Genomic DNA, 25,137 nt, shown 5'->3' on the forward strand with positions numbered 1-25,137 from the left:
CCGGAATTAGTTGACCACTACAGGAAGTGTTCAGCGTAGACGAAGCTTTTTTGGATTTGACGCGTTGTCAGACTTTATACAAAGGCGCAATGAATATTGCTTATCTCATTAAGAGAAGAGTCTGGCAGGTTTCAGGTTTACGCTGTTCTGTTGGAGTGAGTGGAGACAAAACTACAGCTAAATTCGCTGCCAAAAAGGAAAAGCCTGATGGCATGACCGTGATTCATCCGGAAGAGGCTGCTGACGTGCTGGCTCCCGAACCTGTCACGGCGCTGAGTGGGATTAATAAGGGGATTGGTCGTTTTTTAGCGCATTATGGAGTGGAACGCTGTGGTGAAATGAAAAACATACCGATGAGCCTGTTATCAAAACGGTTTGGTCATTTAGGTCGGCGTATATGGCTCATGGCACAAGGACAAGATCCGGAGCGCCTGACGTTTAATGTGAAAGCACCTAAAACCATTGGTCATGGCAAGGTACTCCCGCCTGGCACCCATCAAAAAAATACGGTCTTGATCTATTTACAGCATATGGCAGAGAAAGTGGCAGCCAGGATGCGTTGTTTTCATTATCAGGCTGAGTGTTTTTTTATTGGTTTAAAAACAGAGCGCGGATGGCTTAAAACCAAAGCCCATGCAGGTATCTATACCGATGATGGACACGTCATTTATCAGTTATGTAAAGCGTTTGTTGATTTTTATTGGGCGGGACAAGGTGTTTGGCAGGTACAGGTGACAGCCTTATCACCTCAACAAGGAAAACAATTAGATTTATTCGAGCAACCTGATATACAAAGAGAACATATCAACCAGACCGTTGATAAAGTCAATTACCGGTATGGTGAGCTGACTTTGGCGCCTGCCAGACTCTTACAGAAGTCTACTATGCCCAATGTTATTGCACCCGCTTGGAAACCCAAAGGCCATCGAAAAACCATATAAAAAAGCCGGCGGGGAAGCCGGCTTTTTGAAGAGCGAATCAGTGTTTACTTTTTAGCATGATCACGCTGGTAGTAGTAGTTGGTCGCTTCAACAAAGCCATCAATACTACCGCAGTCAAAACGGTGACCTTTAAATTTGAGTGCCAAAACGCGTTTTTCTTTTGCCAGAGTACGGATAGCATCAGTGATTTGTACTTCACCATTGGCACCAGGCGCTGTTTTTTCAATGTATTCAAAGATATCAGGCGTTAATACGTAACGACCAATAATACCTAGCTGACTTGGCGCATCTTCAGGTTTTGGTTTTTCTACCATGTCATCGACTTCAAATAGACCATCTTCGATTTCACGGCCAGAGATGACACCGTAGCTGCTGATGTTATCGCCGGGTACTTCTTCAATAGCAATAACACTACAGTTATATTTTTCGTAGACTTCAACCAATTGGCCTAATGCACGTTTGCTTACATCTTCATCTGTACGAGCGCACAAGTCGTCAGCCAGGATAACGGCAAATGGTTCATCACCAATGATGGGTTGACCTGTCAAAATCGCATGGCCTAAGCCAAGCATTTCACGCTGTCTCATAAAGATGAAGTTACAGGTATCCATCACTTCACGAATATCTTCCAGATGCTTCTCTTTACTGGTACCACGGATTTGGTGTTCTAATTCGTAACTGGTGTCGAAATGATCAGCAATTGCACGTTTACCTCGACCAGTGATGAAACCTACTTCAGTGACGCCAGCTTCAATGGCTTCTTCGACACCATATTGAATAAGAGGCTTGTTAACGACAGGTAACATCTCTTTAGGCATGGCTTTGGTGGCTGGCAGGAATCGCGTGCCATAACCAGCTACAGGGAAAAGACATTTACGAATTTTTTTTACTGATTGCATTCATTATTCCTTATTTTTTATATAGCTTAGCTAAATGGTATGAAAGTCTGATGACAATACCTTAGCCATTTGTAATCCATAGTACTTGGTATGGCGCAACTGTAATCATGTCAGATGAACCATCTAGAATAACACCACTTATCAGGTCCCACCATCGGTCTGTAACAACCAGATTGAGGTTGGCAATACGAAGTGGTTGTTCGGTATCGCTGATATTGTAAATGCAGAAGATACTTTGTCTCCTGTCCATACTTTGTCGCCAGAACCCAAACAGTTTTTCACCAAGGTGCAGTGTAAACTGAGTGGCATTCGGATGAAAAGCCCGCTGTTGTTTTCTTAGATGTATCAGCTTCTTAAGTAATTCTGAAACTTGTGCATGTTGAGATGATGGCGTTGATAATTCGCTCATCAAGGAAGCTTCATCCCATTCATGACGATTAATCGAACGGTTTTGTTCCGTGTGTTCCAGCTTTTCTAAATCATTACTGGTAGCGAGCAAGCTATGAATATAAATGCCAGGAATACCTTCTAAAGCCAGCATGATGGCGTGAGCACAGATAAAACGGTCAATATTCCACTCATCTTTACCCGATGTTGTGCCTTGAAGTGCATCAAACAGTGAGATATTGATTTCATAAGGTTTTTTCACACCATTTTCGCCTTCCCGCCAGGAAATACGCCCACCAAATTGCTGCATAGTACTGATTAAAGAAGCAATCTCAGCTTCACTTAATAAGCCTTCAGCCGGCCTCAGGCCTATGCCATCATGCGAAGCAATAAAGTTAAAGTATGCTGTCCCATGTTGTGCTGGCGGCATGCTCATCAACCACTGTTTTAAATAAAAACAGTCTCCAGTGACTAGCGTATTGACCAAAAGAGGCGGCAGCGAAAAATTGTAGATACAGTGAGCTTCATTAGCATTACCAAAATAACTCAGGTTTTCCCTGTTTGGGATATTGGTTTCAGTGATAATGATGGCATTTGGATCCACGTGTTGAATCAAACTTCGCATCAACCTGACTACTTCGTGTGTTTCTGGAAGATTGAGGCAGTTTGTGCCGATTTTTTTCCACAAGAAAGCCACCGCATCCAGCCGGAAAATATGCACCCCTTTATCCAGATAAAAGCGAACGATATTAATAAATTCTTTTAACACTTCAGGGTTACGGAAATCAAAATCCACCTGAGTATGACTGAAAGTGCACCAGACATATTGAGTACCATCATGAGTGTCTGTTTCACGGAGCAGGGGGCTGGTTCTCGGTCTGACTACCTGACTGATGGGCGTGCTTGGTGACGTGGTGAAAAAATAGTCATGACCTGGACCATCACCTTTAATAAAGTTCTTAAACCAAGTGCCGCTGCTGGAGCCATGATTGATAACAAGATCAGCCATCAGACGATAATCACTGGCAATGGCTTCAATGTCCTCCCAATCTCCCAGTGCTTTATTAACTTCATAATAATCCATGACGGCAAAGCCATCATCTGAGCAATATGGGAAAAATGGCAAGATATGGACACCATTTATATAACCACTGATTTCATTATTAAGAAAACGATGCAGCGTTTTTAAAGGTGCTTCACCTTCTTTTTTTACACTATTACCGTAGGTAATCAGAACAATATCCGTTTGATCCCAGTTATTTTTATGCGCAATGCTTTCTTTGAAATCCTGATCTAACCGCATGATGCGGATAATGTCATCGCATAAGGTGTCTAGCGAAAAATCACCAGAGGTCTCAGAATAAATAGCGTTGAGATGATGGAGAACTGTCTCTTTTAATCGTTGAAGTTGCTCATCATTGGGTGTCATTTTTGGTATCCCTTATGCAGAAAAATCCTGATAGTCAGCTTCAACAGCATCATAAATTCGTTCAAAAATATCCGGCAGTGCACTCTGTACTCGGCTCCAGCTTGGCGTGAAGGGGACTTCCATCGGATTCTCCAGGAACATTTGACCTGCATCCATGATGTTTTTAGCAAACATTTCAACAGACTCTTCTTCCTGATGAATGTCGAAATGCAGGCCGTTCATCACTGCATCATTGTGGTAGGTTTCCACAAAATCGAGTGCGATACGGTAATAAGTCGCTTTTAGTGTTCGGAATGATTCAGGCGTGAATACCGTACCTTTCGTGGCTAGTTTTCTAAATAGAGATTTGGCAATGTCGATCGACATTTTGGATAAACCGGCCTGCTGATCATCCGGTGATAATTCTTGGTGCTTATGATCATAAACTTGGGCTACATCCACCTGACAGAGTCGATTATTGGCATAGTTACGATGCATCTCTGATAGCACACCGATTTCCAGACCCCAGTCACTCGGGATGCGAATATCAGATAATACATCGCGTCTGAATGAAAACTCACCGGCTAGCGGGTATCGGAAGCTATCCATATATTCCAGATAAGGCTGGTTACCGACGACCATCTTCAATGCGCGGATAAGTGGCGTGACAAGTAAACGATTCACACGGCCATTTAGCTTTCCACTGGCCACGCGAGCGTAATAACCTTTACAAAACTCATAATTAAACATCGGGTTAGCGACAGGGTAAATTAAGCGTGCGAGTAAATCACTGGTGTAAGTCACTATGTCGCAATCATGCAGGGCAATTGATTCCGCTTTTCCAGAGGCAATGATATAGCCCATGCAATACCAGACATTACGACCTTTACCTTTTTCTTTTGGCGCGAGCCCCAGCGATTGCAGTTCTTCGTCAATCGCGGTGAGTCTCGGCCCATCATTCCATAAAATACGATGGTGCTGTGGCAAGGCCGAAAAGAAGTTAATGGCATGACGATATTGGTCTTCATCCGCGCGATCCAGACCAATAACAATTTCAGATAAGTAAGGAACCGTTTTAAGCTGCTGAATAATATTAGGGAGCGCCTCACCTTCGAGCTCTGAAAAAAGGGAAGGGAGCAGTAATCCCATAGGCCTTTGTTTGCTAAATTGAACAAGATCGCTTTCGAGATCAGCTAAGTGGCGATCTGTTAAGTTATGAAGAGTAGTAATAATCCCATTCTGGTGAAAATCAGCCATGATTGCCTCGGGGTAAGTTAAATGAATCGGAATGCTGCTTTGCATCGATGATTTGAGTGACACCTTCAGCCCAACCTTTAGGGCCGAAAAAAGTGGACACAGTTAAGTTATCTGTTCTATCTATGTCTGGTAGACCATGAACAGGTGAGCGAATAAGCAAAGCGTAATCGACTTGCTCTAGCATCGCTTTATCATTTTGACTGTCACCTATTCCCAGTGTCTGAATGATTTGCTGTGGTTGGGTTTGTTGGTAAACCTCGGTTAACCAGGCGAGGGCCTGACCTTTATCACATTGGCCCGAAACATGGATAAACCGTCCGCCTTCAAGAATATTGGCACCAAGTGCTGTCAGCTCAGTTATAAACTGGTGTTTGAGATTGCCGTTGCCATGCCATGACACAGGTTCGCCAAACTCGCGTCTTGCAGCACAGGCAGCTGCATGCACATTCAGACCTGTCATCGCAATAATGCCATCAATACCTGCATCTGCGAATGTTTTAAATTCATGCTGATAAGCAGGACGAACCTGGTCAATCAATGACTGCCAATGTTGTCGAGGCTGAACAAAACTTTTAACCCAATATTTCCCTCGTTTTTCAGTATCTTCTGGTTGCTGGTCAAAGTAACCTTCTGGAATATAGACAGCCGCACCATTCTCCACAATAAAAGGGTGATGGTTGCCAAGACTATCTCTTATTAGCTCCACTTCAGCCGCTGTTTTACTGGTAACAGGTATAACGGGAATCTGATTCTGCTCAAGTGCTGCGAGTGTCGGTATGGCTTCATCAAAATGATAATTATGATGATCAAGCAGAGTGCCATCCATATCGGTAAATACTAACCATTGATGGAGCGCATTGCTGCTTAGTTTGGTTGGTAGCGGTTGAGTGAGTTGGGTGATTTGGCGATTTTCATCAAGTTCGAATAAATAGTTCACTTTGTTTGGCAACGTGTTGAGTGTATTTTCGGTAATACGTTGATAATATTTGATAAAGCGTCCGACCGCTTTCTCATCCATAATTTGTGTGCTTGTCTGCTGCTCAGACAAGCTTGATTTTAATTTGTTTTCTTGCTCAAGCCGCCACTGATAGACACAGTCAAAAGAAGGGGCTTTGAGCATGATCCAGATATCAATCAGTTCAAACAGTTTTGGGTAAAACCTGGCTAATTGCTCATTCACATAACGTCGCCAGACTTGTGAGTCATCTTCGAACTCTTCCAAATCATTAATGGGCGCTTTAAGTAGACGATCATCCTGTGCTTCGGCTCCCAGGCACCAACCTTCAAAGATGATGATATCAACAGCTTGAGTAATGATTTCTTCTGACTCAGCAGGGGCCCGGTCGTCTTCAGCTTTATTAAATCGAGGAATGTTGACTGGAAATTGTTGGTTTATGAGCTGACTGATTGTTTTTCTAGCAAGAGCAATATCATGTGTGCCTGGTACACCACGAGTGGTTAGTAGAGGATGAATACCCCGGCCTAGCTGTATTCTTTCTTGACGAGTGAAATAAAAATCATCTAGTGATAAAGACACTACATTGAGTGAGTAGTGTTCTCTAAGGATATAAACAGCAAGTTGGGCCAGCGTACTTTTTCCTGAACCTTGTGCACCATTAATACCTACAGTGATCGTCCTTTTTGCACTTTTATGGTGCATCGATATTTCTTCAAGAACAGGTAAATACCATTGTTCTGCAAGCGCCTGATAACTATCAGGTAATCTATGTTTTTGAAGAAAGTCGCTGATGTCGATGTTCAGCATATCCATATCTCTCGGCTGTCATTAACGGGTGATAGATAGCCTGATGCAGTATTCATACCGCCAATTCAAAAAACGAGGAACATACTGCTTTTTTTGTGGAAAAGTACCGCAAATCAGCGGTTAGTGATCATCACTTTTTTGATGGTATTGATTCACTTCAATCGTAATGTGTGACAAACGATCAAATTCATTCAGTAGTGATTTGTAATGCTGCGTGGGTTTGGGCTCAGATGTCGCAATAGAGATAATGGCAGCAAAATGCTCAGCACTCACATGCCAGATGTGGAAATCGACAATATGATTGTCCGCATCATTCTCTATACAATCCTGAATAGCCTGACTGTAGCCCTGATCAATGCTGCCATCCAGTAATATCGGACTGGTCTCTTTGATTAAACCAACAGCCCAGACACTGATGATGACAGCACCGACAATGCCCATTAAGGCATCCAGCCACATCCAATTAAGAAGCATTGCACCAATAAGCGCGATGATGGCCAAAATGGACGTTAGCGCATCTGCTAAAACGTGCATATAAGCGGCTTTTAAATTGTGATCATGGTGGTGATGGTGATGACTTGCGTGGCTATGACTGTGCGCGTGATTATCTTTCAGTATTAAAGCGCTGATGAGGTTAACGATAAGACCTATGATGGCGACAAGGATTGCTGCACTGAATTCGATTTGATGCGGATTGACTAATCGTTCTACTGATTCTATTAACATCATCAAAGCGACGACGCCTAGAGCAATAGCGCTGGCAAAGCCGCCCAATACACTGACTTTTCCTGTACCAAAAGCAAATGCAGCATTCGTTTTGTTTTTCGATGCGTAAGAATAAGCAAACAAGGTAATGAGAAAGGCCACGGCATGTGTGGCCATATGCCAGCCATCAGCTAGTAAGGCCATAGAGCCAAAAAGTGTGCCTGCAATAATTTCCACGAGCATGGTGATGATCGTGAGAGCAAGAACATAGCGTGTGCGTTTTTCAGCATGTGGATTTATCGTGACAAAGTCATGATCTTGCTGAAGTTCTTCAATTGTGCGCTGGTGCATAGAAATCTGAGGGCAATTTTTGATGAATTGTCCGCTATGCTAACAGAACTGATGAGAGAAAATGAGCCCAAAAAAAAGGGGTGAACATTTGTTCACCCCAAGGCTCAGCACGTAGACAAGAGAGAAATACAAACAAAATGCAGCTGAAATGTTGTTTGTAATTAATATAAAGCATCAAGTGTGCCAGATTTTATTATTAATAATAATCAGTAGCTTATATATTTTTGGGGGTTTGTGGATGTCATCTATGCACATCCTTGGTGCAAACAATTGGCTATTTGCACTTAATTCGGCCTTGGCAAGAAATAAAGAAATTTTATGCCTTTGTTCTGGTCATATTCTTATAAAAAACAAAAGGTGATTCACAGTTTTTAAATATGACTCAAAATGCATATTTTTATCGTGCAATCTCTATGCTAATGTCTTGTCAATAATAAAAATAAGATAATTTAAATATGTGTGTTTGTGCATATTTCAGATAACGGAGAGAGAAAAAAATGACAGTTGGAAAAGAATGGACGGAGCAGTCTATTCAGCGAATCATTGATGGGCTTAAGCACAAGCCTGGTGCGATGCTACCCATCTTGCATGCCATTCAGAATGAAATTGGTTATATCCCTGAAAAGGCTGTTGCGCAAATTGCTGAGTCCTTATTGCAAACACGTGCAGAAGTTCATGGGGTGATCAGTTTTTATCACCACTTCAGAACGACACCTCCTGGCAAACATACAATAGAAATATGTCGTGCCGAGGCCTGTCAGGCGATGGGGTGTCGGTCCCTGGAAGCACATGCCAAACAATCCCTTGGTATTGATTACCACCAAACTACGGCGAACAGACAGTTCTCATTAGAGCCAGTATATTGTTTAGGTAACTGTGCTACCGGCCCATCTATAAGAATTGATGATGATATTCATGGTCGTGTCAGCCTGGATCGTTTTGATGAACTAGTGGCTTCCCATCAGCAAGATATGAAGGAGGTCGGCTAATGAGTCAGCGTATTTATATCCCTTGCGACACAACCGCACTCTCCTTGGGAGCCGAACAAATAGCTGAAGCTGTTCAGCAAGAAATTGAACAACGCGGCCTGGACGCGACAATTGTTCGAAATGGCAGCCGTGGCATGCTCTGGCTTGAACCGCTTGTTGAAGTAGATACTGCACAAGGCCGGGTTGGTTATGGTGCAGTTAGTGCTCAGCAAGTATCAGCCTTATTTGATACTGGCATGCTCGATGGTAATCAACAGCACGAGAGTTGCATCGGTCTGGTTGAAGAGCATCCCTTCCTTAAAAAACAACAAAGACTGACCTTTGCCCGTTCTGGCATTACCGATCCCATTTCCATCGAAGACTACATTGCTCTGGATGGTTTTAACGGTCTAAAAAATGCCATCGCAATGCAACCTCAGAATATTGTTGATGAAGTTAAAACCTCAGGCCTGCGTGGTCGTGGTGGTGCCGCTTTCCCTACAGGGATTAAGTGGCAAACCGTTTTAGATACCCCATCTGAACAAAAATATATTGTCTGTAACGCCGATGAAGGTGACTCGGGCACCTTTGCCGATCGTCTGGTGATGGAATGCGATCCTTTCATGCTCATTGAAGGCATGACCATTTCTGGTCTGGCGGTACACGCAACACAGGGTTACATCTATCTTCGTTCAGAATACCCAGTAGCCCATAAGTTACTGAACGAGGCGATCGAACGCGCTTATAAAGCCGGATATCTGGGTGAAGACATTCTCGGCTCGGGCAAACGATTTGATTTAGAGGTGCGACTGGGTGCAGGCGCTTATATCTGTGGTGAAGAGACTTCTTTATTAGACAGCCTCGAAGGCAAACGTGGTCTAGTCAGAGCCAAGCCACCATTGCCAGCAATTGTCGGTCTATTCGGACAACCGACAGTAGTGAATAACGTACTTTCATTTGCTGCTGTGCCTTACATTTTGGATAAAGGTGGTCAGTCTTATGCTGACTATGGCATGGGACGCTCTCGCGGCACATTACCTTTGCAACTGGCAGGTAATGTAAAACAAGGAGGGCTGGTTGAACTGGCTTTCGGTATCAGTCTGCGTGAATTAATGGAAGATTTTGGCGGTGGTACGCTGACCGGTAAACCATTGAAAGCGGTTCAAGTCGGTGGGCCATTAGGCGCTTATCTACCAGCAAGCCAATGGGATACACCTGTTGATTATGAAGAGTTCGCTGCCGTTGGTGCCGTATTAGGACATGGTGGTGTCGTGATGTTTGACGAAACCGTGGATATGGGAGAACAAGCTCGTTTTTCAATGGAATTTTGTAAAGTCGAGTCTTGTGGCAAATGTACGCCATGTCGAATCGGCTCCACACGTGGTGTAGAAGTGATTGACCGCATACGTAGTGGTGAAAATGCTAACGCGAATTGGGTCTTACTCGAAGACCTATGCGAAACCATGATAGACGGCTCTCTTTGCGCTATGGGAGGAATGACACCATTCCCTGTCCAGAGCGTGATGAAATATTTCCCAGAAGAACTCAGCGCAGCGCGCTAGGAGTGACGACATGAGAATTGAAACATTTAATCCAAATAAAGACTACGGTACACCAGCTCGTGTATCGGAGACCTTAGTAACAGTAGAAATTGATGGCGTGGAAATCACGGTTCCAGAAGGAACGTCAGTGATGCGTGCCGCCTCATTAGCGAATATCAATATTCCAAAATTATGTGCCACCGACAATCTGGAATCCTTTGGTTCCTGTCGTTTATGTGCTGTTCAAATTGAAGGGCGACGTGGTTACCCAGCTTCATGTACAACAACTGTTGATGAAGGTATGAAAGTCACCACGCAAAACAGCAAGTTAGCGAAATTACGCAGAAATGTGATGGAGCTGTACATCTCGGACCATCCTCTGGATTGTTTGACTTGCCCTGCCAACGGTAACTGTGAACTACAGGACATGGCTGGCGATGTAGGGCTGCGTGAAGTGCGTTATGGCTATCAGGGTGAAAACCATCTCGATAGTGAAAAAGACAATTCCAATCCGTATTTTAGTTTTGACCCAAGCAAATGTATCGTTTGTTCGCGTTGTGTACGTGCCTGTGAAGAAGTACAGGGCACCTTCGCTTTAACCATTGATGGTCGTGGTTTTGATTCGAAAGTGGCTGCGGGTCAAGATGAAGACTTTATGGATTCAGAGTGTGTGTCTTGTGGTGCCTGTGTACAGGCATGCCCAACGTCCACCCTGATGGAGAAAAGTATCATCGAAATGGGGCAACCTGAACACAGTGTTGTCACTACATGTGCCTATTGCGGTGTCGGTTGCTCATTCAAAGCAGAAATGAAAGGCGATCAGGTTGTTCGCATGGTGCCTTATAAAGGCGGTGATGCGAACCATGGTCACTCTTGTGTGAAAGGCCGTTTTGCCTTTGGTTATGCGACACATAAAGACCGCATTAAAGCGCCAATGATTCGTGAGTCAATCACAGAGCCTTGGCAGGAAGTCAGCTGGGAAGAAGCGATTAACTTTGCAGCAACGCGTTTAAAAGATATTCAAGCGAAATATGGTCGTGAAAGTGTCGGGGGTATTACCTCATCACGTTGTACTAATGAAGAAAGTTATCTGGTTCAAAAATTAGTTCGTGCGGCGTTTGGTAATAACAACACGGATACCTGTGCACGCGTATGTCATTCACCAACTGGTTATGGTTTGAAAGTCACCATGGGTGAATCTGCGGGTACGCAGAACTTCGATTCTGTGATGAAATCTGATGTCATCATGGTTATCGGTGCTAACCCAACAGATGCGCATCCGGTGTTTGGTTCTTTAATGCGTCGTCGTCTGCGTGAAGGGGCTGATCTGATCGTGGCCGATCCACGTCATATTGATCTGCTAAAAACACCACATCTGAAAAAAGCACAGCATTTAGCCTTACGTCCTGGTTCTAATGTGGCATTGGTCAATGCTATTGCCCACGTTGTGGTGACCGAAGGACTGGAAGACAGAGCGTTTGTTGAAAAACGTTGTGATATGGAAAGCTATGAAAAATGGCGTGAGTTCATTCGTGATGAACGTCATTCACCTGAAGCGGTTGAAGCAACAACAGGTGTTGCGGCAGACAAAGTGCGTCAAGCGGCCAGAACTTACGCGACAGCGAAGAACGGTGCGATTTACTACGGTCTTGGTGTTACCGAACATAGCCAAGGTTCAACCATGGTCATGGGTATTGCTAACCTCGCCATGGCAACGGGTAATATCGGTCGTGAAGGTGTGGGTGTTAACCCATTACGTGGTCAGAATAATGTGCAAGGTTCATGTGATATGGGCTCGTTCCCACATGAGCTGCCAGGTTATCAGCACGTTTCAGATGACACAGCACGCACACACTTCGAATCAGTCTGGGGTGTGAAACTGGATAATGAGCCAGGCCTGCGTATTCCAAACATGTTTGATTCAGCCATTGCTGGCGAATTTAAAGCTTTATATGTTCAGGGTGAGGATATTGCTCAGTCTGATCCTGGCACGCAACATGTTGAAAAAGCCTTGCGTTCTTTAGAGTGCTTGATTGTTCAAGATCTGTTCCTGAATGAAACAGCCAAGTTCGCTCATGTGTTATTGCCGGGGTCTTCATTCCTGGAGAAAAACGGTACATTCACTAACGCGGAGCGTCGTATCAACCGAGTACGTAAAGTGATGCCAGCATTAGCCGGTAAGGAAGACTGGGAAATCACAGTCGATTTATCGAATGCTCTCGGTTATCCAATGCATTACAACCATCCATCAGAAATTATGGATGAAATTGCCTCGCTGACACCGACCTTTACCGGTGTGAACTATGATCGTCTTGACGAGTTGGGCAGTATTCAATGGCCATGTAATGATGAAAATCCAGTTGGCATGCCAACCATGCATGTGGATGACTTCCCGATTGGTAAAGGTCGTTTCAGTGTTACAGAGTATGTAGCAACGGATGAACGTACTAACAGTCGTTTCCCATTATTACTGACCACAGGCCGTATCTTGTCTCAATACAATGTAGGCGCTCAAACGCGTCGTACAGAGAATCAGGCCTGGCATGATGAGGATGTGTTAGATATTCATCCATCTGATGCTGAGTTACGTGGTATTAAGGAAAACGATTGGTTGGGTATCACCAGCCGGGCCGGACAAACGGTACTGCGTGCTCGCATTACCGATAAAGTCCTACCGGGCGTCGTGTACACCACATTCCATCATCCTGGAAGTGGTGCCAACGTCATTACCACTGACAACTCTGACTGGGCGACGAACTGTCCTGAATATAAAGTGACAGCTGTTCAGGTTGAGAGAGTCAGCCAACCTTCAGAGTGGCAGCAAAACTTCAAATCATTTGAAGCGTTGCAGATGAAACTACTGAAAGGGGCAGACACCGCTCATTCAGAGGTAGAAGCTGAGTAATGACAGGCGTTGATAAAACGACAGTTGATGTTGAGGTAGCCGTTCATAAAGATGAATCGGCTACCCAATATCAGCATGACGATATTGCTGTTGAAACACCTGTTGCTCTGGTTTACAACACGATCTCTCATGCGGTGATGATGGCGACACCGTCCGATTTAGCTGATTTTGCTCTGGGGTTTAGTTTGACCGAGGATATTGTGGATAACGCCGAACAGGTCAGCCATATTCATGTGCAGTCAAACAGTAATGGCATCAGCGTTCGTTTGATGATTGATGATGAAAAGTTTGATGCTTTACGTGAACGTCGACGCAGCTTAGTCGGCCGAACCGGCTGTGGTTTATGTGGTGTTGAATCACTCAAACAAGCTATCCGACCGATCCAGCCTGTTCAGTCGGTGCAAGTTTCAGATGATGTGATTCAGATTGGATTGAATAACATCAAACAACATCAACAGCTGCAACAAGTGACAGGGGCAACTCATGCTGCTGCCTGGTGTGATCTTGAAGGTAATATCATACTGACAAGAGAAGATGTCGGCCGACACAATGCACTGGATAAATTAATCGGTGCACATGTTAAAGCCGGCTTATCACCACATGAAGGCTTTGTATTGGTCACCAGTCGTGCCAGCTATGAGATGGTGCAAAAAGCAGCCAGTGCCGGTTTTGGTTGTCTGGTAGCGGTCTCGGCACCAACTTCACTTGCAATTGAGCAAGCCCAGCAGGTTGGTTTGAAACTGGTTGGCTTTGCCCGTTCTGGTCGTCATGTCATTTATCACGATCCGTTTACTCAACATGATCACGAAACAGCCCGCAGGGCAATGTAAGGAAAGTAACAAAATGAGTCATAGTCCGGTTGAAACTTTGATCAAAATGATTAACCAAATCGCGGCAAACAATCGCGCTTATGAAGACAAAGAGGCAGCAGAACGTGTTGCCAGTCATATCAAACGCTTTTGGGCCAGAAAAATGAAAGAAGATTTAGTGGAATATCTGGATGCCGGTGGCACTGAGCTTGATCCCATCGCGAAAGACGCGGCAGAGCAGGTGAAAAGTGGTATGCAACAAGCCGCTGCTACCAAGCAAGCTGTCTGATTGAACTTATCATCTTAAACATCAATATAAGGCCGTTAAGGCCTTATATTTTATGTAGCGCTCTTATTCCTGTGTAATAGCGGCTGGCTGGCGGTTTTCATCAATATGCACATAGACAATGTCAGCTTCCGCCACCTTCATTGTTGTTTCTTTTTTTCCATCACGACGTTCAATTAATACTGTCACCTTCACCGTAATAGAAGATGTGCCAATACGCATGGTATCCACATAAATACTGACAATATCAGCAACTAGCACAGGCGCAATAAACTGAAAATTATTGACGGCGACAGTCACAACTCGGCCGCCGGCAATTCGATGAGCGTAAATCCCTCCGGCGATATCACATTGCGACATTAACCAACCACCAAAAATATCACCAGCGATATTCACATCACTGGGCTTGGCCATAATCCGTAAAACTGCATGTTTATCTTGTGGTAATTCCATTGCCAATCCTTAAACGAAAAATGATTTTTATTGAGTGTTGTTATAATAAAAATACAAGGACTTCTCATGTATAGTGACTTTTACTTAGCATAGTAAATGGAGCGGATGATGAAATTAAGACAGCTTTGTATCGTCGTTATTTTCAGTTTAGTAGCTGTCCAAGCTCATGCTGAAGATAATCAATGGCCAGTGTTTGGTGGTAATCAATGGCATCAAAGACATTCACCGCTCACACAAATCAATCAAGATACGATCCAGAATTTACAACCAGCATGGCAATATCAAAGTGGTGTTAAAGCCACTTTTCAGGCAACGCCGATTGTCAAAGATAAGGTGATGTATTTGTCCTTACCTTTTAATGATGTGGTGGCATTAGATGCCAAAACCGGACAACAAATATGGCGTTACCATCATGAGCGAATCACATCGCGGGAAATGTGTTGTGGTCCCGCTAACCGTGGTGTTGCTGTTGATGAGTCTTATGTTTATATGGGCACAGTAGATGGTCGATTAATTGCGCTAGATCGCCAAACTGGCAAGCTTGCCTGGGACAGAGATGTCACGATGGGCGAGAGTGGCATTCAGGAAGATATCAATACGCTGGGAGATGAGACTAAAGGCACAGTATCGGGTAAGTCTGGTGCCGGTATCAACATGGCACCCATGGTGTACAAAGGCCAGGTCATTATTGGAATAACAGGTGTCGGTTATGGCTTACATATTGACTCGCCAGACGTTAATGCACCTTTAGGTGCTGTGGTAGGCATTGCTGGTGAGTATGGACGCAGAGGATTTCTCGCCGCCTATGATGCTGATACCGGAAGTCCTTTGTGGCAGTTCGATACTATTCCCGAACGCAATTGGGAAGGGGAGTTTGTTACTACCACGCCTGCAGGAGAAACCTTACCCAGAGATATCAACAAAGAAAAAGCCATGCTGGCAGCACATCCAGATGCGTGGCGTTATGGTGGTGGTTCTGCCTGGAGCACGCCAGCCATAGATGTCGATACGGATACGCTGTTTTTTGGCACCGGTAATCCATCCCCACAGATGGAAGATTCATCACGACCTGGAGATAATCTCTACACATCCTCTATCGTCGCCTTAGATGCCATGACAGGTAAAGTGAAATGGTATTTTCAACAAGTCCCCCATGATCTATGGGGATATGATGTGGCCAGTCCTCCGGTATTATTGACTGTAGACAAGGGGGGCAAACAGATTAAAGCGTTGGGTCAGGCGGGAAAAACTGGCTGGTTTTATGTGTTGAACCGCAATACCGGCAAGCTGTTATTCAGAAGCGAAGCTTATGTACCGCAGCAGAATATGTTCAAACTGCCTAGTGAAGAGGGTACGGTTATCTACCCAGGTGTGCTTGGTGGCTCGAATTGGTCACCTGTTTCGGTTGACCAACAACGTGGACTCGCTTTTATCGCTGGTATTCACTGGCCCATAAGTTATCGCTTGCATCAAATGGATGCTAGCGATGGTGAATCTGGGGTCAAATATTCGTCTATGTCGCCTATGAATGATGTTGAGCACTATGGCCTATTAACGGCCATGGATATCAATACTGGCCAAATTGTGTGGCAGCACAAAACACCAAATCCATTATTAGGTGGTGTGCTCAGCACGGCTGCCGGTCTCGTTTTTACTGGTGAAGGCGATGGTCGGTTATTAGCCTTTGATGCCGTCTCAGGTGAACTCTTATGGCAAGGTCACTCCGAAGCCGGCGTGAACGCGCCACCCATCAGTTATGAGATTGATGGCAAGCAGTATATTGCCGTGGCCAGCGGTGGCAATAAATTATTCGGATATACAACGGGTGATTATATGAAAGTATGGGCTTTAAAGAATTAGTGTGTCAGCGAGTTAACAGCTCGCAGTAATATTAAAAAACGGTTAAGTCTTTTTTAAGACTTGTTCACCATACTCCATCTCATTCCACATGACGTAGGTGATGAGATGACAACAGAGTCGAAAACAGACCTTGAGTTTTCAGGTAAATACGATGATACACACGCGAGAGCGTACTTTGAAAAACATCAGGATGGTTTATGGCGTCAATTATCTAATTGGCGTGATCACCAAGTGGCCAGAAAAGCCCTGAGCTTAGCTGGTGACCCCCAGACTGTATTAGACGTACCTTGTGGTACGGGACGTTTCTGGTCTTTATTGTGCGAACAGCCACAACGCCAGATTTTTGCTAGTGATTACAGCCAGCATATGATCAATACTGGCATGCGCTATCGTGATAAAGCCATTACCGATCGGGTCGAAACCTTCCAATCATCGGCATTTAGTTTAGATGTGCCTGATAATTTCGTAGAAAATATTTTCTGTATTCGTCTTATTCATCACATTGGTGATGCACAAGATCGACTGGCATTGCTAAAAGAGTTTCACCGGGTCACGCAAAAAACCGTGATTATCTCGCTTTGGGTGGATGGCAACTTTAAAGCCTGGCGTCGTAAAAAATTAGAGAAAAAACGCCACGCACGCGATTACCAAAACCGCTTTGTGATTAATCAGCAAACCATTGAAAATGAATTCAGACAAAGTGGCTTTGAGATAAAAGCTGCCATCGACTTTTTACCTAAATATGCAATGTGGCGTACTTATGTACTTGAGAAGCAAGACTCTGTATTAGCTTAACGAATTTGTCTGGCGCGAACAGAGCGGCCTTTCACTTTGCCTTTAGCTAAGTAATTCATGGCTTGTCTAAGGGCACTTTGTTCAACGGCAACGTAGCTGGACATATCGCGAATATCAATTTTGCCTATTTGCTGACCATTTAAACCGGCATCACCGGTTAAAGCACCTAAAATATCACCCGGACGAATTTTATTTTTACGACCACTATCCAGCTGGATGGTGGTCATTTTGCCTTGTAGTGTGAAGCCTGAGTCTGGCTTGAGTTTTGATATGTTGCCGTAATTCACTGGTTCGGACCTATAGTTTTCGATGGCGACAACACGTGGCGCATCAGCGGGTGTGACAATACTCATTGCCATGCCTTTTTCACCGGCACGACCCGTACGGCCAATACGATGCACATATACTTCCGGATCGCGTGGAAGTTCGTAGTTAATCACCATTTCCAGAGCGGCGATATCCAGACCTCTGGCCGCAACATCCGTCGCCACCAATACCGGGCAACTGTTATTAGCAAAGCGAATCAATGCCTGATCACGATCCCGTTGTTCAAGATCACCATGGATGGCTGCCGCTTGTATTTGTTGACTGGATAACCACTGAGCCACTTCATCACACTGCTTTTTGGTATGACAGAAGATAACGGCATTACTCGGTTTGTAGTGTTGAATCAGCTTGATTAGCGTCTCATCACGTGCATGTTTATCAACATCAAAAAACAGCTGTTCAATAACGTCTTGCTTGTGTTCAGAGACAACCTTTACTGATACTGGTGACGTTTGGATGGATTCACTCATCTGCTGAATCGTATCCGGATAGGTGGCAGAGAACAGGGCGGTCTGACGTGATGTGGGCGTTTGATCAATGATGTGGTGAATGACTTCTGCAAAGCCCATATCCAACATACGATCCGCTTCATCGAGAACCAGTACTTTTAGCTGATCTAACTTTAGGCAGTTTTTGGTATGTAAATCATTCACTCGACCTGGCGTGCCGACCACGATATGTGAACCATGCTCTAATGACGCAATCTGTGGCCCGATAGGTTTACCACCGCATAAAGTCGTTACTTTAATATTCGGCATAAAGCGTGCGAGTTTTCTTAACTCGCTGGTGATTTGTTCTGCCAGCTCACGGGTTGGGCTTAATATCAATGCCTGCACCCCAAAGAAACGCGGATTGATGCTATTTAATACGCTGATACCAAACGCTGCTGTTTTACCACTGCCAGTTTTCGCTTGAGCGACCACATCCCGGCCTTTTAATAACCAGGGTAATGTTTCTGCCTGAATGGCTGTCATGCTGTCATAACCTAATGAGGTTAATGCATCCAGTTGTTGCTGAGATAAGGGGAGGGACGAAAAAGCAGTATCTGACATAGGAACTCAATTAATAATCACGTGCATGCGTGATGGCTGTTCAGCGGATATGAAAATAAGACTTAGCGTGGTTCCGCAATCAAGACTGAACTTCTTAATGGGAGAGAGATAAACTCAGAGAGCTATAGTCCTTTGAATATAGTACAGAATTATACCTTGCTCGCCTTAGCAAAGCGATATAACACTTTTTCGTCATAGCAGAAATAGTTTACTGACTGTGTTCGGCAAGTTTTTCTGCTAATGAGACTAACGTGTTTGTTTGCTGTTTGATCTGCTGATAAACAACTGGATCAAGCTGTTTTAACCATCGCTCGGGAATAGCATTAACACGATATTTGGCACCGGCCAACATACCTGCTAGAGCACCGACAGTAGTAGCATCTCCTCCCATATTGACGGTCTTGATCACACAGTCTTCGAGATTATCGGTCGTATGAAAAAAGTGCAGTACGGTTTGTATCGTATCCACGATATAGCCAGAGCTATGACCAGGATAAGGTGAGAAAGCAAACTGGGGCTCTTTTTCAATGAATTCAGCAATCTTTTCTTCAGCCAAATCAGTTTCTTGGCGAATTAAGTGTTTTACCAAATAGCCCAACATCTGACTGGCTTGGTCAGAAAGGCTATTGTGATGAGTAAAATGATTTTGTTCACACAGCCAGCTTTCAAACGCCTCATCCTGATATAGACAAATCAAAGCCAGAGGCAAAATACGGCTACAGGCACCATTACCCGCATCGTGATCATCATAAGGTGCCATCAAGTCACCGGTATTTTTATAACGACGGATACCGCGCAGTACCGCCTCGCTGATATCAGTTGGATGTTTACTCAGCCAGACCACAAAGTAATCAGCGGCGACTTTAATATCCCAACCTTGAGCATCAATAATGGCCTGACTGAGAGTGAGTGTCATCTCGGTGGCATCCGTCACATGACCCTGTGGTAAACCTAACCAACCACCACCGGTAATATCTTTATGAAGGCCGTAAGTTTCGTGAATTTGTTCCGGGGTCATAAATTCTAAGGTGGCACCCAGCGCATCACCGCAGGCAAAACCAAGATAGGCGCCTAAGGCTCTTTCGTAGAGAGAGGATGCGGTTATGGTTGTATCTGAGTTCATTGCTATTGAGCCTCAATTATCCATTGTCGAGTAGGTGTGAACATTTATGTGTTCCGAAAAGCTGTCGGCAATGATAAAACTGAGCATCCACCGTCACATTGATCCTGATCATGAATGGTGTAAAACGAATGATATTTATTTAAGTGAAAAGGGCTGAATAGCCAGAAGAGCAGTATGTTTATTCAATAATGGCAGCAGATTTAATCTGTGCCCAAATCTCATCACCGACAGAGACACCAAGGTGATGAAACGAACGTGAGGTAAGACGACACAGTAAATAGTTCGCACCTACCTTGAGTCGAACCAATAAAATGGCGGGGTGATCACCTTGGCTGACTTCTTCAATACGAGCACGTAAGGTATTGGCAATACTGGATTCTTCATCAGGAGACAAGGTGAGACTGACATCCCTAGCCTGTACTTGCAGACGCACCTGACTACCGATAACAAAGGTCATATCTCTGACCCACATCTTGCCGCCATCAAACGCGGCTTCTGCAAGATGCCATTCGCTCTGGATCTGCTCAATCTTAGCTTCAATAATCACACTGGCCTGCTCATCCAGTTGTGACGATAAATCCAGCCGTGAAAGGGTGTGATTGAGCGCACCGGAAGCCTCAACCTGGCCATCTTTCAGTAACACAATATGATCGGCTAATCGTGCGACTTCTGTGGGCGAGTGGCTGACATAAATCACCGGCATTTTTAAGGTGTCATGCAGCTTTTCTAAGAAGGGCAAAAACTCACGTTTTCTGGCTACATCGAGAGCGGCTAGAGGTTCATCCATTAATAATAGTTTTGGGTTCACTGCCAGACTTCGGGCAATGGCGACCCGTTGTTTTTCACCGCCAGAGAGTTTGGCTGGTTTGCGATCAAGTAAATGCTCAATCCCTAACAAGTCGATGGTTTTATCGAGTGGAAAATCGGTATTGCTTTGTTTTCTGCGTTTAAAAGCATAATTCAAATTGGCCATCACAGTCAGATGAGGGAATAAGGCCGACTCCTGAAACACATAAGCAATTGGGCGCTGGTGGGATGGGACAAAGGTGTTGTCATCCTGCCAGACATCGCTATTAAACACGAACTTGCCTTTGGCTTTTTCCAGCCCCGCCATACAACGCAAAATGGTGGATTTACCCGAACCCGACGGACCAAACAAAGCAGTGACACCCTGAGCGGGTATGCTCAAGTCAACATCCAGCGTAAAGCCGGGATGCTGAAGATAAAAGCGGGTTTCGATGCCAGACTTGCTCATGCGAGTTTTCTTTTATTGGGGTTAAACAGATACAGCAATAACAAGGTAATAAACGAAAACACAATCATAATCGCCGATAGCTCCCAAGCCTGGTCATATTCTAAGGCCTCGACGTAGTCATAAATCTGCACAGACACAACCCGCGTCACGTCAGGAATATTGCCACCAATCATTAACACCACGCCAAACTCACCGACAGTATGAGCAAAGCCCAGAATGCCGCCTGTTAAGAATCCAGGGAGTGCAAGCGGCAAGGCAATAGTGAGAAATCTATCCAGTGGACTAGCGCCCAATGTGGCAGCGGCTTCCAGATAATGCTCATTGATATTTTCAAAGGCCAGCTGTATCGGTTGCACAACAAAAGGCAGGGAATAAAAAATAGACGCAATCACCAACCCGCTAAAGGTAAAAGGCAAGGTGCCCAAACCAAGTGCCTGAGTCAATTGCCCCACCGGCCCTTCAGGCCCCATCGCCACTAATAAATAAAAGCCAATAACCGATGGCGGTAATACAATCGGCATTGCTACCAATGCCTCGATAGCGACTTTGGCACGACAACGGGTACGAGCTAACCACCACGCAATAGGTGTGCTGATCAATAACAGCAAAATGGTCACAATACTGGCCAGTTTTGCTGTGAGTAAGATGGCAGCTAGATTCGCGTCGCTAAACATGATGCTTTACATTAATCCATGCTCAATGTGAATAACCATAGGATTCGATAATCGCCAGGGCTTTCTCAGATTTAAGGTAGTCGAGCAATGCTTTTGCCGCATCATTGTGTTCTGCTTTTTTGAGTAATACCGCATCCTGACGAATAGGTGAGTAGAGGTCTTTAGGCACAATCCAACCCGAACCTGAACTTAGCTTGCCTTGTTTCATAACCTGCGATAAAGCCACAAAACCTAGTTGGGCATTATGCGTAGCAACAAATTGATACGCCTGTGCAATGTTTTCTCCCATCACGATTTTGTTGGCGACATCGTCATAAATACCCAGATTATTTAATGTCTCAACTGCTGCTTTGCCATAGGGCGCAAGCTTAGGATTAGCTAAAGACAAATGTTTAAACTGACCTGTCCTCAACACATCTGGACTTTGGCTATCCACAAAACCGACTTTGGGGGACCATAAAATCAATCCGCCCTGAGCATAGGTAAAACGGCTGTCTTTAACGCTGAGTCCATCTTGTTCAAGTGCGAGAGGTTTAGCTGCATCGGCGGAAAGAAACACATCAAAAGGTGCACCATTTTTTATCTGGGCAAAAAACTTACCGGATGAGGCAAATGACAGCACCGTGTTATTATCGGTCTCCTTATCAAAGGCAGCCGCAATGTCCTGCATCGGTTCGGTGAAATTGGCCGCGACTGCCACCATCACGGTTTGAGCTTGAACGTTGCTGATGGTAAATAAACAGAAAAGGGCGGTGAGCAGTTTTTGTAATGTCGTCATTGTGAAGTCTCAGTTTTAATTCGCCACGGCAAGGATCACGTTGGACGCTTTAATTAACGCCGTGACTTGCGTGTCAGGTTTAAGGTCCAACTCTTGAGCGCTGTCATTGGTGATGGTGGCTGCCAGTGTTTTGCCACCATTGAGTTCAATAATCACTTCTGTATTGATAGCGCCTTCATGGCAGCGTGCGACTTTGCCAGTGAGCTTATTGCGGGCACTGGTTTTTAGCTGATGGTCTAAGGTCAGAATCACCCACGAAGCCTTAATCATCGCGTAGGCTTCTGTACCTTGTTTCAGCTCAAGATGCTCAAGACTATCCGATGTGATGTTGGCGACAATTTCATCTTCACCGCCGATATCCAAAATCACTTCGTTTGAAATTTCACCTTGCTTGATCGTTTTCACTTTGCCAAGAAACTGATTGCGGGCACTGGTTTTCAAATCAAATCTCCTGATGAGCTGATAATAGGCATCAAAGTCATCTACCACGTTATTTAATTGCTGTAGAACACGCTCACGTTCTTCATCTAGCCGACGATACGTGCTGACCAATCGACGGCCATGATCAGTCAACCTGGCTCCACCCCCATCACGACCACCTTTACGTCGTTCTACCAAAGGGCTCTCGGTCATATTGTTAATGGCTTCGACCGCATCCCATGCCGTTTTATAGGTCATACCTAAGGTTGTTGCTGCGGCGCGAATCGAGCCTGTGGCATCAATCTGCTCCAACAAAGCCATATGATCGTATTTACGACCACGACTGAATAAAGCCGATGTGGTGTCTGCATGTTGTTCAGGCATATGGTTTTTACTGTCTCTAAATACCGATAGTAGGTATAACTATATATCGGTGCGCGAAACACTACAATCTCAGCTTTGATGCGTCACGTGATTTGTGATCGGTTCAAAAATGAGAGAACTAAAAATTAGGTGGTTATCTGCAATAGTGCACAGAGTGATGACAGATACATTATCAGCACGCTAGAGCCGGAAGCCTTCCATCAATAGATGGAATTTGAAGTGTTTGAAAAAATGATTATTGCTTAGCTTAAGCGAGTTAGCACCAGATTTTTATCATCCAATGCTTATGAGTGTTGCTTAGCAATAAAAACTATGAAATATTGACCTAATATCAATTGATTGCACTGCGATTTAAATCTCAGCTCGTAAAGGGCTTAAAGGAATATAGAAATGGAACATTCAATATGAATATCGCTTTTTCTCAGAGACGTATTCATTTCCAAGAGAATCAAAATATGGCTCTATTCCTCAAAAAAATTAATCGCCGTTTCTTTTTTAATCAAATGCTTAGCAATTTTAAAATGGAATTATGAAGTGACTTCTTTAATATTTATTATGAAGCCACAGGCTTCATAAAAGACACTGTTAGGCATACAGGAGAGCATCGTGGAAAAATTCCAAGTAGCACGAAAAATTGTTGTCTGGTCTGCTGGTTGTGCGTCCTCTTGGGTCTGCCTTCAGTTGATACTTTTTTTTGGTGTAGAGAAAAAGTCGTTTCTACAAATATTTGCCGATATTCTAGGCGGAGGTGCAGCCGGCGCAGGGCTAGGCATATTATTCTTCTTGGTGTTCGGAGCTATAGGGTGGGTATCTGGTGCCATCTATGGGGCCCTCGGGCTATTTTCGCTTATGTTAGGCGGCGCTCTTGGTGGTCTTGGTATTGGGTCTCTTATTCACATTGCGAGAAACCCAGATCACTATAATTTCAACTTCCCTATAATACTTGTCGGTTCTTTCGTCTCGTTCCTACTTATCAGGTGGGTATCGTCAAAAGTTGGTCGGCTCTATGACACGCATGGCCCATCATTAGCAAAATGGTTTATGGCTAAGCTCGATGGAAAAAATGCCTAACAATAAAAAGCAGGCGGACGCGTAAACGCGCCGCTGTTTTAGGCGTTAGGTGCAATATAGACAATGAGCGCAACCGAAATTTTTGATGAATCCGATAGCCTTGCCGGAAAGCTGCAAAAAGTAATTGATTTACCGCTCTTTGATAGTTCATCAAGAATTAGCACCAGTGACGTTGCCTGTTCCCTTTCACTGGAACATTGGCACTCTGCAAGAGCTCTGCTTCGAGCAAGCCTTTTGCCGTCTGCTCTCGTGGTTCACCGTGCGCAATTTGAAGCGCTCACTCGCTCGATTTGGCTTACATATGTTGCTTCGAGTGAACAAATATCGAAATTGACTGCAGATCTGTCAATAGAATCAGAGCAAGCGGCAAAGAATATGCCGCAAATCGCCCAGATGATGCAGGCTCTGGAAAAAAGCGGGCCTCAACATGCATATGATGCGCTTATCCGTTTCAAGGACAATTCATGGAAAGCGCTTAATTCATATGCTCATGCAGGAATACATCCGATCAGAAGGCATCATGAAGGGTACCCTCTCAGGTTGTTGCATGATGTTTTGCGCAATACCAATGGATTAGCTGTTATGTCATGCATGCAAGCTGTAGTGCTTTCAGGTCAACAACCGTTACAGCGAACTATCCTAGACATCGCTGGGAGGCATCCTGCGTGTATGCCGCCCCCGATCTGACACCTAACCATGCCAGTCACGGCGACGTCTACTACA

22 protein-coding genes are annotated in these 25,137 nt (G+C 44.6%); 10 read left to right on the plus strand and 12 right to left on the minus strand.

Annotation, left to right across the window (positions count from 1 at the left end; genetic code table 11):
• Window positions 1-26: 26 nt before the first annotated feature.
• On the plus strand, window positions 27-941 hold the full coding sequence (locus tag B3V56_RS10230; protein ID WP_289282322.1) for a DNA polymerase Y family protein: 915 nt from the start codon (window positions 27-29) through the stop codon (window positions 939-941).
• 44 nt (window positions 942-985) lie between these two features.
• Here the strand turns inward: B3V56_RS10230 and galU are convergent, their stop codons facing one another.
• The 5 genes from galU to dmeF all read right to left on the minus strand — a co-directional run bounded on the left by galU (window position 986) and on the right by dmeF (window position 7,713).
• Complete coding sequence (gene galU, locus B3V56_RS10235) at window positions 986-1,840, minus strand: UTP--glucose-1-phosphate uridylyltransferase GalU (RefSeq protein WP_289243815.1); 855 nt, start codon at window positions 1,838-1,840, stop codon at window positions 986-988.
• A gap of 61 nt (window positions 1,841-1,901) precedes the next feature.
• Complete coding sequence (locus B3V56_RS10240; protein ID WP_289284248.1) at window positions 1,902-3,656, minus strand: sugar phosphorylase; 1,755 nt, start codon at window positions 3,654-3,656, stop codon at window positions 1,902-1,904.
• Window positions 3,657-3,668: 12 nt separating this feature from the next.
• A complete protein-coding gene (locus B3V56_RS10245; protein WP_289243813.1) occupies window positions 3,669-4,892 on the minus strand; it encodes a glycosyl transferase in 1,224 nt (407 codons plus the stop codon).
• Entirely contained in the window at window positions 4,885-6,657 is a 1,773-nt protein-coding gene (locus tag B3V56_RS10250) for an HAD-IIB family hydrolase (RefSeq protein WP_289284249.1), read from the minus strand. Before B3V56_RS10250 ends, B3V56_RS10245 begins: the two co-directional genes overlap by 8 nt.
• 120 nt (window positions 6,658-6,777) lie before the next feature.
• Window positions 6,778-7,713 carry a CDF family Co(II)/Ni(II) efflux transporter DmeF gene (gene dmeF, locus B3V56_RS10255; protein WP_289282325.1) on the minus strand — a complete coding sequence of 312 codons (936 nt, stop codon included), beginning with the start codon at window positions 7,711-7,713 and terminating at the stop codon, window positions 6,778-6,780.
• A gap of 497 nt (window positions 7,714-8,210) precedes the next feature.
• Here dmeF and B3V56_RS10260 point away from each other — a divergent pair, with 497 nt between their 5' ends.
• The 5 genes from B3V56_RS10260 to B3V56_RS10280 are packed head-to-tail and all read left to right on the plus strand — an operon-like array spanning window position 8,211 to window position 14,225.
• On the plus strand, window positions 8,211-8,702 hold the full coding sequence (locus tag B3V56_RS10260) for a formate dehydrogenase subunit gamma (protein ID WP_289243811.1): 492 nt from the start codon (window positions 8,211-8,213) through the stop codon (window positions 8,700-8,702).
• Window positions 8,702-10,243 carry a formate dehydrogenase beta subunit gene (locus B3V56_RS10265; protein ID WP_289284250.1) on the plus strand — a complete coding sequence of 514 codons (1,542 nt, stop codon included), beginning with the start codon at window positions 8,702-8,704 and terminating at the stop codon, window positions 10,241-10,243. The genes B3V56_RS10260 and B3V56_RS10265 overlap by 1 nt, the downstream gene beginning before the upstream one ends.
• Window positions 10,244-10,253: 10 nt before the next feature.
• Window positions 10,254-13,127: a formate dehydrogenase subunit alpha gene (fdhF, locus tag B3V56_RS10270; RefSeq protein WP_289282327.1), complete on the plus strand. Its 2,874-nt coding sequence runs from the start codon at window positions 10,254-10,256 to the stop codon at window positions 13,125-13,127.
• Window positions 13,127-13,957, plus strand: a complete 831-nt coding sequence (fdhD, locus tag B3V56_RS10275; RefSeq protein WP_289282328.1) for a formate dehydrogenase accessory sulfurtransferase FdhD — start codon at window positions 13,127-13,129, stop codon at window positions 13,955-13,957. Before fdhF ends, fdhD begins: the two co-directional genes overlap by 1 nt.
• 13 nt (window positions 13,958-13,970) lie before the next feature.
• Entirely contained in the window at window positions 13,971-14,225 is a 255-nt protein-coding gene (locus B3V56_RS10280; protein ID WP_289243807.1) for a formate dehydrogenase subunit delta, read from the plus strand.
• Window positions 14,226-14,288: 63 nt separating this feature from the next.
• Here the strand turns inward: B3V56_RS10280 and B3V56_RS10285 are convergent, their stop codons facing one another.
• Window positions 14,289-14,675: an acyl-CoA thioesterase gene (locus tag B3V56_RS10285; protein WP_289282329.1), complete on the minus strand. Its 387-nt coding sequence runs from the start codon at window positions 14,673-14,675 to the stop codon at window positions 14,289-14,291.
• Between the two features lie 105 nt (window positions 14,676-14,780).
• Between B3V56_RS10285 and B3V56_RS10290 the strand changes: the two genes are divergently transcribed.
• Window positions 14,781-16,535, plus strand: coding sequence for a pyrroloquinoline quinone-dependent dehydrogenase (locus B3V56_RS10290; RefSeq protein WP_289284251.1), 1,755 nt, complete (start codon window positions 14,781-14,783; stop codon window positions 16,533-16,535).
• A 105-nt stretch (window positions 16,536-16,640) separates the two neighbouring features.
• Window positions 16,641-17,330 (plus strand): class I SAM-dependent methyltransferase, encoded by a 690-nt coding sequence (locus tag B3V56_RS10295; protein WP_289282332.1) that lies wholly within the window; start codon window positions 16,641-16,643, stop codon window positions 17,328-17,330.
• Here B3V56_RS10295 and dbpA read toward each other — a convergent pair.
• From dbpA to B3V56_RS10325, 6 genes are all read right to left on the minus strand, one after another.
• Entirely contained in the window at window positions 17,327-18,709 is a 1,383-nt protein-coding gene (gene dbpA, locus B3V56_RS10300) for an ATP-dependent RNA helicase DbpA (protein WP_289282333.1), read from the minus strand. The two genes, B3V56_RS10295 and dbpA, sit on opposite strands and share 4 nt — an antisense overlap.
• Window positions 18,710-18,917: 208 nt before the next feature.
• Complete coding sequence (gene draG / locus B3V56_RS10305; protein WP_289282334.1) at window positions 18,918-19,832, minus strand: ADP-ribosyl-[dinitrogen reductase] hydrolase; 915 nt, start codon at window positions 19,830-19,832, stop codon at window positions 18,918-18,920.
• A gap of 178 nt (window positions 19,833-20,010) precedes the next feature.
• Complete coding sequence (modC, locus tag B3V56_RS10310) at window positions 20,011-21,087, minus strand: molybdenum ABC transporter ATP-binding protein (protein WP_289282335.1); 1,077 nt, start codon at window positions 21,085-21,087, stop codon at window positions 20,011-20,013.
• Entirely contained in the window at window positions 21,084-21,761 is a 678-nt protein-coding gene (modB, locus tag B3V56_RS10315; RefSeq protein WP_289284252.1) for a molybdate ABC transporter permease subunit, read from the minus strand. The genes modC and modB overlap by 4 nt, the downstream gene beginning before the upstream one ends.
• A gap of 22 nt (window positions 21,762-21,783) precedes the next feature.
• Complete coding sequence (gene modA, locus B3V56_RS10320; RefSeq protein WP_289282337.1) at window positions 21,784-22,539, minus strand: molybdate ABC transporter substrate-binding protein; 756 nt, start codon at window positions 22,537-22,539, stop codon at window positions 21,784-21,786.
• 15 nt (window positions 22,540-22,554) lie between these two features.
• Window positions 22,555-23,343 carry a TOBE domain-containing protein gene (locus tag B3V56_RS10325; protein WP_289282338.1) on the minus strand — a complete coding sequence of 263 codons (789 nt, stop codon included), beginning with the start codon at window positions 23,341-23,343 and terminating at the stop codon, window positions 22,555-22,557.
• Window positions 23,344-23,949: 606 nt separating this feature from the next.
• On the opposite strand from B3V56_RS10325, the gene B3V56_RS10330 reads away from it, so the two are divergent.
• A complete protein-coding gene (locus B3V56_RS10330; protein ID WP_289282339.1) occupies window positions 23,950-24,414 on the plus strand; it encodes a hypothetical protein in 465 nt (154 codons plus the stop codon).
• A 63-nt stretch (window positions 24,415-24,477) separates the two neighbouring features.
• The gene (locus B3V56_RS10335; protein WP_289284253.1) at window positions 24,478-25,101 is read left to right on the plus strand and encodes a DUF6988 family protein; all 624 of its coding nucleotides are present in this window, start codon (window positions 24,478-24,480) and stop codon (window positions 25,099-25,101) included.
• Window positions 25,102-25,137: the final 36 nt, after the last annotated feature.

The organism is Methylophaga sp. UBA2513 (genome assembly GCF_002341285.1).
Classification (GTDB): Bacteria; Pseudomonadota; Gammaproteobacteria; order Nitrosococcales; family Methylophagaceae; genus Methylophaga; species Methylophaga marina.